The organism is Aliisedimentitalea scapharcae (assembly GCF_045277565.1).
In the GTDB taxonomy this organism is placed as follows: Bacteria; Pseudomonadota; Alphaproteobacteria; order Rhodobacterales; family Rhodobacteraceae; genus Aliisedimentitalea; species Aliisedimentitalea scapharcae.
On sequence record NZ_CP123584.1, the window covers coordinates 421,857 to 429,029 of the forward strand.

At 56.1% G+C, this 7,173-nt stretch carries 2 protein-coding genes; both read left to right on the forward strand.

Features of this window, described 5'->3' with window-relative positions:
• Positions 1–336 precede the first annotated feature (336 nt).
• Positions 337–4,491, forward strand: coding sequence for a beta strand repeat-containing protein (locus tag QEZ52_RS02035; protein ID WP_406647557.1), 4,155 nt, complete (start codon positions 337–339; stop codon positions 4,489–4,491).
• A 1,128-nt stretch (positions 4,492–5,619) separates the two neighbouring features.
• Complete coding sequence (locus QEZ52_RS02040) at positions 5,620–6,666, forward strand: helix-turn-helix transcriptional regulator (protein WP_406647559.1); 1,047 nt, start codon at positions 5,620–5,622, stop codon at positions 6,664–6,666.
• Positions 6,667–7,173: the final 507 nt, after the last annotated feature.

Sequence of the window (7,173 nt, forward strand, 5' to 3'; positions counted from 1 at the left end):
CCATGCCGACGCGCCAAAAAGTTCCCTGTCGTGGCGATGGTGCCGTTGGGAGGATCAGATTGCTTTGGCAGATTGACGGCGGTGCCCGAGACACCTGATCGAGAAAGACGCCCGCAATCGAGAAGACATGAGGAGGCTTTCGTGTCGTTTCAGCCCACCAAGCGGCAGGCTCAGGCAGCGGTTACTTTACGTTAACATTTTCTATCTTTTTGTGCATTCTGTGTTAATGTTTTGGAAAGTCGGACAAAGATTGAGTTGGTCATAGTAGACTAAGTGCGGCTGATTTTGATGTCCGAGATTTTCGAATTTTTTTGCTGCCACAAGGAGTTGAATACAATGGTTGACCCGAGCCTGTTTACACCCGTCACAGATAACACGCTGCTGCCATTTGGGGGGACTCTGCTTGCGCAGGGGGATGACAACGAAGAAGGCCCATTTGACATTACTGCCATCTTCGAGTCCGGTTTTGTTTTTGGAAGTCAGACCTTTACGGAAATGTTTGTCGGCACAAACGGCGGGGTTACATTCAATGCCGCCAACCCGCAGGTGTCCTTTAGCAATACCTTTCTTAGTAATCCGTTCTCTATTGCTCCGTTCAACGATGACATGGATACCAGAACATTCCCGGCTGGGGCCAATCCGGGGGTTTATTTTGACACCAATCCAGACCGCGATTCCATTGTCGTAACGTGGAACAATATTGGACGGTTCTCCAACAACGTCACGACGCCGAATACGTTCCAGTTGGAGATCATGGATCTGGGCGACAATGATGCCGAATTGATCTTCCGTCACTTCGACATCCAGGGCAGCAACGGTGCCTTCCACATGGGTGCGGTTACTGACAACGGGTTGCCAGTCTACCTGAGCGGCGGTGCTGCGGGCGACCAACTGGGTACGGCTGCGGACCTGGAAACGCTGGTGGGCAATACCGGTGTGGCCGGTGTTTGGCAGATGCGCGTGATTGACGGCGAATTGCAACCCGCTGATTTCGGCGGCGAAGTTTTGACCGGCAACGCCAACGGCAACACGATCAATGGGTCGAACCTGAACGATCTGATTTCTGGCGGCGGCGGCAATGACACAATCTTTGGGTTGGATGGCATTGATACACTGAACGGGGATGACGACAACGACTCCATCGAAGGTGGCGATGACGGCGACCTGATCAACGGCAACGACGGAGAGGATACTCTGCGCGGTGGCAATGACAATGACCGCATTTTTGGTGGCCTTGGAGATGACGAACTGTACGGCGAAGGGTCGTCAGCAGGTGGCGCAAACGAATTGGAAGGTGGTGCCGGAGCGGATGCGCTGTTTGGCGCAGGTGGCACATCCATTGCTTCCTATACCACATCTGCAACCGGGTTGCGGGTTGACCTGAGCAACACCTCCTCGAACACAGGCGATGCAGCGGGCGATACATATTCGTCCATAAGCCAGGTGCGTGGCTCTGATTTTTCCGACGCTTTGGTCGGTAACAGCAGCAGCAACATTCTGTTTGGGGGCGGCGGAAATGACAGCCTGACCGGTAATAACGGCAATGACCGCCTCGAAGGCCAGGATGGCGACGATCTGCTCAGCGGTGGATCGGGCAATGACTCGCTGGTTGGCGGTGCAGGTGCGGACAATTTGATCGGTGGTGCCAATACTGACTATGCGGACTATCGTGACGCAAGCACAGCCGTGCTCGCCGACTTGCAGGACAATTCTGGCAACACCGGTGATGCAGCCGGTGACGTGTATTCCGAAGTCGAGGGCCTGCTGGGTAGCAAGTTCGATGATACGCTTCGCGGTGACACCGGAGCGAATGATCTGCGCGGCGAGGACGGCAACGATGAACTGATCGGACGTGACGGCAACGATTTCATGCGCGGCGGTGATCAGGACGACCTCCTGAACGGTGGCCTTGGCGGAGACAATCTGTTTGGCGACAGCGGGTTGGATACAGCCTCTTACGCCGACGCAACAACCGGTGTTCGGGCTGACCTTGCGAATTCTGGGACCAATACCGAAGAAGCAGCCGGCGATACCTATAGCAGCATTGAAAACCTGTTGGGGTCGGCGTTTGGCGATACGTTGCGGGGCAACAGCTCTGACAACCATATCGATGGCGGTGACGGCAACGACTCGCTCTATGGCCAGAACGGTGAAGATACGCTGCGTGGCGGTTTGGGCGAAGACACGCTGTCTGGTGGCAGCGGCTCGGATACGGCCGATTATTCTCAATCAACCGCCGGGCTTCAGGTGGATCTCAGCGATTCATCCAGGAACACTGGCGAAGCCCGTGGCGACACGTTCTCCAGCATCGAAAATCTGATGGGCTCGGGCTTTAACGATACGCTCGTCGGCAACAGCAGCTCCAACAGCCTGTTTGGGATGGGCGGAGATGACATGCTGATTGGCGGTGGTGGCACCGACAACTTTGATGGTGGCGAAGGCAACGATACGGCGACCTTTGAAGGTGGTGGTTTTGTGGTCATCGACCTCGAAGACAGCACTGCAAACGGCGGCGATGCGTCGGGCAGCACTTTCACCGGCGTTGAAAACCTGATCGGTACCAGCAATTCGGACGATCTGCTGGGTGATAGCGAAAACAACCTGTTGTCGGGTTTGGACGGGGTTGATCGTCTCGAAGGTCGTGGTGGCGATGACACCCTGAACGGTGGCGGCGGTAATGATACCCTGACCGGCGGTGATGGTGCCGATACCATCGTCATCGAAATGGGCATGGGCAATGACACCGTGACCGATTTTGTGGTCGGACAGGACAGCCTGGATTACTCGAGCCTGACCAGCGAAGAGCGGGATGCCGTGACCTTTTCGGCGTCCGGTAGTGGCGACCGGGTTGTCACTCTCAGCGATGGGTCGACCCTGACCATGACCGGTGTGGCGCGCAATACCCCAGCAACGGGTGAGCCAACCATTTCCGGTGATGCCACACAGGGCGGAACGTTGACCGCTGATGCGTCTGCAGTTGCGGATCCGGATGGTCTGGGTACCCTCTCGATGCAATGGCAGCGCGGTGGGGTGGATATTCCCGGGGCAACTGCTGGCACCTATGTTCTGACCCAGGACGATGTGGGGGAAACCATCACAGTTGTCGTCAGCTTTACTGACGGGTTCGGCACGGACGAATCCAGAACCAGCGCGCCGACGTCGGCTGTTGCGGATGTGAATGATGCGCCGGTTGGAGCGGTTGTGATCAGCGGCACGGCCGAGCAGGGGGGGACGCTGACGGCGGATCCTTCTGGTGTGAGCGATGCGGATGGGATCAATGCGGCGACCCTGTCGGGTCAGTGGTTGCGCGATGGTGTCGCGGTGGCTGGTGCGACGTCGACGACCTATGCGCTGACGCAGGCTGATGTGGGGGCGCAGATGTCGTACCGCTTTGGCTATACCGACAATGCGGGCACGGCTGAAACCGTGACCAGCGCGGCGACGGTTGCGGTGGCCAATGTCAACGATCTGCCAACCGGGGCCGTGACGATTTCGGGCGGCACCAAAAGCGGCGATACGCTCACTGCGGATACGTCGGGGGTTGCGGATGCCGACGGGATCAACGAATCGACCGAAGCCGGACAATGGCTGCGGGATGGCACCCCGATTGCGGGTGCCACCAATGAAACCTACACCCTGACATCCGACGATGTGGGCCGCCAGATTTCGGTGGTGTTCACCTATACGGACACCTTTGGAACGGATGAAAGCGTCACCAGCGCTGCCACAGGTCCGATCACGCCAGGCGCGTTGAACCTGACGGGGACACCGGGGCGCGATGTTCTGATCGGGGCCGAAGGCAACGACACGATCACCGGTCTGGGCGACAACGACCGTCTGGTCGGGAATGCCGGCAATGACATCATCAACGGGGGCGATGGCGCCGATACGCTGAACGGTGGCGAAGGCAATGACACCATTCAGGGCGGGGCCACGGATGCTGACCTGCGCGATGTGGTTTTTGCCGGAGCGGGCGATGACAGCGTGGACGCGGGCGCGGGCAACGACCAGGTGTTTGGTCAGGAGGGCAACGATACCATCGCCGGTGGCGCGGGTGTTGATGACCTGCAGGGTCAGGACGGCGACGACGTGATCACCGGCTCGGCGTTTTCCGATCTGGTGTTTGGCGGCGCGGGCAATGATTTTGTCAACGGCGGCTTTGGCAGCGACCGGATCAATGGCGGCTCTGGCGCGGACAAGTTCTTCCATGCCGGTGTCGAGGGCCACGGATCGGACTGGCTGCAGGATTACCTGTCCACCGAAGGCGACGTGCTGTTTTGGGGCGGTGTCCCCGCCACGGCGGGCGATTTCCAGGTCAACCTGGCCCATACCGCCAATGACGCGGGCGAACGGTCAGGCGATGACACGGTGCAAGAGGCGTTCGTGATCTACAAACCCACCGAACAGATCATCTGGGCGCTGGTCGATGGCGGCGGTCAGAGTTCGATCAACATCCAGATCGGAACGGACACATTCGATCTGTTGATCTGAGGATGTAACCTGCTGCGTCCGACCGATCAGGTCACAGTACAGGGGGCCGTTTCGGCCCCCTGTCTTCACTACCACCCCTCCACAGCCGTATGAGCCGATTGGGCCAGAGTGCCGTGGGAAGGCCCTTTCCAGAGAGAGCCAACGTCCGGATCCAGGCCAGAACCCGTCAGCAGGGTGCAGGTTTTGAGATCGGATGCGGATGGTTTCCGATTTTCCCACACTTTGTGATCGCCAAAATCGGCCTAGAGCCTGCCGTGGCGGGTGATGGTTTTATGCCGCGTCGCACCCATTGCCCAACAGGCGGATCGCAAGCCATTGTCCCGAGAAGAGGCCAATGGGAAATGTCGGTGCACCAAACGTGGTTTGGAGGTGCAATGCTGCGCCGACTCCCGGATTTTCAGCTTTGTCATAGTGAGTGTGTCGCCCTGACGGATCATTTGGTGACTTCAGCCGATTAGAAGGGCGGCATGACCAAATCGGTGACCTAACACTACCGCCCGCCCGCCTGGTCCAAAAACAATGGTTCTCTGTCGATGTGGCTGTCGGCATATGGGCAGGCCAGCCCCGAGACCGCCGGCGGGTCCGATGATATTCGCCCGAGCTGTCGCACAGCATTCAGCGAGACGTCAACGACATTGCCCTATCCTTCGGACCATCAGTAGTGGCCGAAAGGGGGCTTGGCCGCCAGAGCTCCTTTGCGTGCCGGTGCCCTTTGGCGACGTGTTCAAAAACGGGGAGCGGAGATCGCAGCCGACGTTGCGCCAAAGCGGATAGCGGACGTAACTTGAGCCGGGTAGCTCACGAAATCCAGACCCGCAACGCCCGGATGATCCTATCTTTGGGTTTTGCACGGTCGGGATCCGCCGTTTGAATTGAGCGCCATTGGGAAGGAGGAAATCGCCGCTTGGCTGTCGGTTCTGTGTCACGGACGGGTAACAGCGCTAGGTAAATCCAGCGGCGGCCAGGGGGTCGATTTTTGCGATAGAGGTAGAAAAAAATGAAAGCTACCTCAATATCTCTGTCAGGGAGTAAAATTGGATTTTCTTAATTCATTGATCGAAATAATTGCCAAGAGGGACACTGTGAGTAATAGTAAGGGTATTATTTGATTTGTTTTGGAGTTGAGGCATGTCCGCCCAATATTTCGAGAATGAAAACCTGCAAGATAAGCAGGTATGGGTTGGTTTGTTTGACCAAATCGCGGCGCGTGTGAGTGCATCTGGTGTTTGCTTTTTTCGCCTTGACCGTACGGATATACTCAAATGTCAAAAATACAATCAAGCTGTGCCACACGATACGAAAGAGATCGTTTTACAGATACTACAGCATCACCAAAAAACTCTGGCAGAAGAGTTCGAGCGCAGCACATTGGTATGGTTGAGCGAACTTGTCGCCAGGGACAGAAAACTTCAAGATTTTATTGATGCGTCGTCGGTTTTTCCCGAAGAAGATGGTTCCTTGGTGTTTATGTCGGTCGAGCTTGAAGAACTGCCTTTAGTAGTTGGAATCTTCATGACAGACATTGACAGGCCAGACGCGCAAGCCAGTCTTCTTTCGGCACGCCAAGAGATCGCGACCATCGTAGGAGCGGAAGTCCTTACCCAAAAAATGGCGGCACGGCGCGACTTTGATGAAAAGGCGCGCCATTTTGATGATCTGAAAGTTGGGATTGTCGGGGTGAATGCTGGGGGCACGAATAGTGTCATGAATTCATTTGCAGAGAAAATTATTATCGATGAGGGGCTTGGCGTGGAAGACTTGCCTGACTTCTTTACGCCAAGCTCAAAAACGCCTCCCGCATCTACAGGGCATAGCTTTGACAATCCAAAAGCTAGCGCCACCTCTGTCTATCGGACCGGCGATCTATCGTGGCTCGTGCGGCCCGGGGACGTATATGATGATCTGACCTCTCCGTTTCAACACATTCTTGTGCTTATGAAGTCGACTTCGCGCCAAAAGGCAGTAGAGGCATTTGGAGAGCAGAATGGACTGTTGAAGTCAGAGGTTCGTGCTGTCGGTGCGCTCTGCGATGGGCTTTCAGTTGCTGAAATTTCAGCGACATATGGTATCGCCGAGTCAACCGTGCGCCAGCAATTGAAGTCTGTTTTCCAGAAGTCCGGTCTGCGGTCGCAAACAGGTATCGTGGCAGCTGTTTTACGAACCGTATGTGGTTGAATTCGCGTGTTATTTAACAGACACCTCTCCACAAAAAGCTGATCCAGATCCATGTATTTGGCGCTGTTGACATGTTTCAGATACCGTTACCGCGCGCTTCACCCCACCATGGCAACCCGTTCTGGTTCACTGCGGTGAAGATAGGCTTCTGTTCCCGGAACTGCGGTCGTCGGGGGTTCTGACCGAAGACGCACTGCGAACAGCATGGTTTTTCAATTGCCTGGGGCACGCGGTCGAGATGTGTTTGAAACAGGTGATCCTCTCGGAACGGTGTGAAAACGCAGGAAAGGTTTGAACACCTGAGGCATTTGTTGGGTCAATAGGCGGTCATGCCCTTTCACATTGATTGCAAAGCAAAAAACTGTCGGGCTGCGGCCCCACTTGCTGGCCGTCGCTCCTGGGTGTTTCCTTTGGCAAATATGCACCTGCAACCCGCCTTTTGCTCGTTTTCAATTCTGCACCAATGGAATGAAGAAAGTTAACAATAAGTAAACGCAGCCTACCATT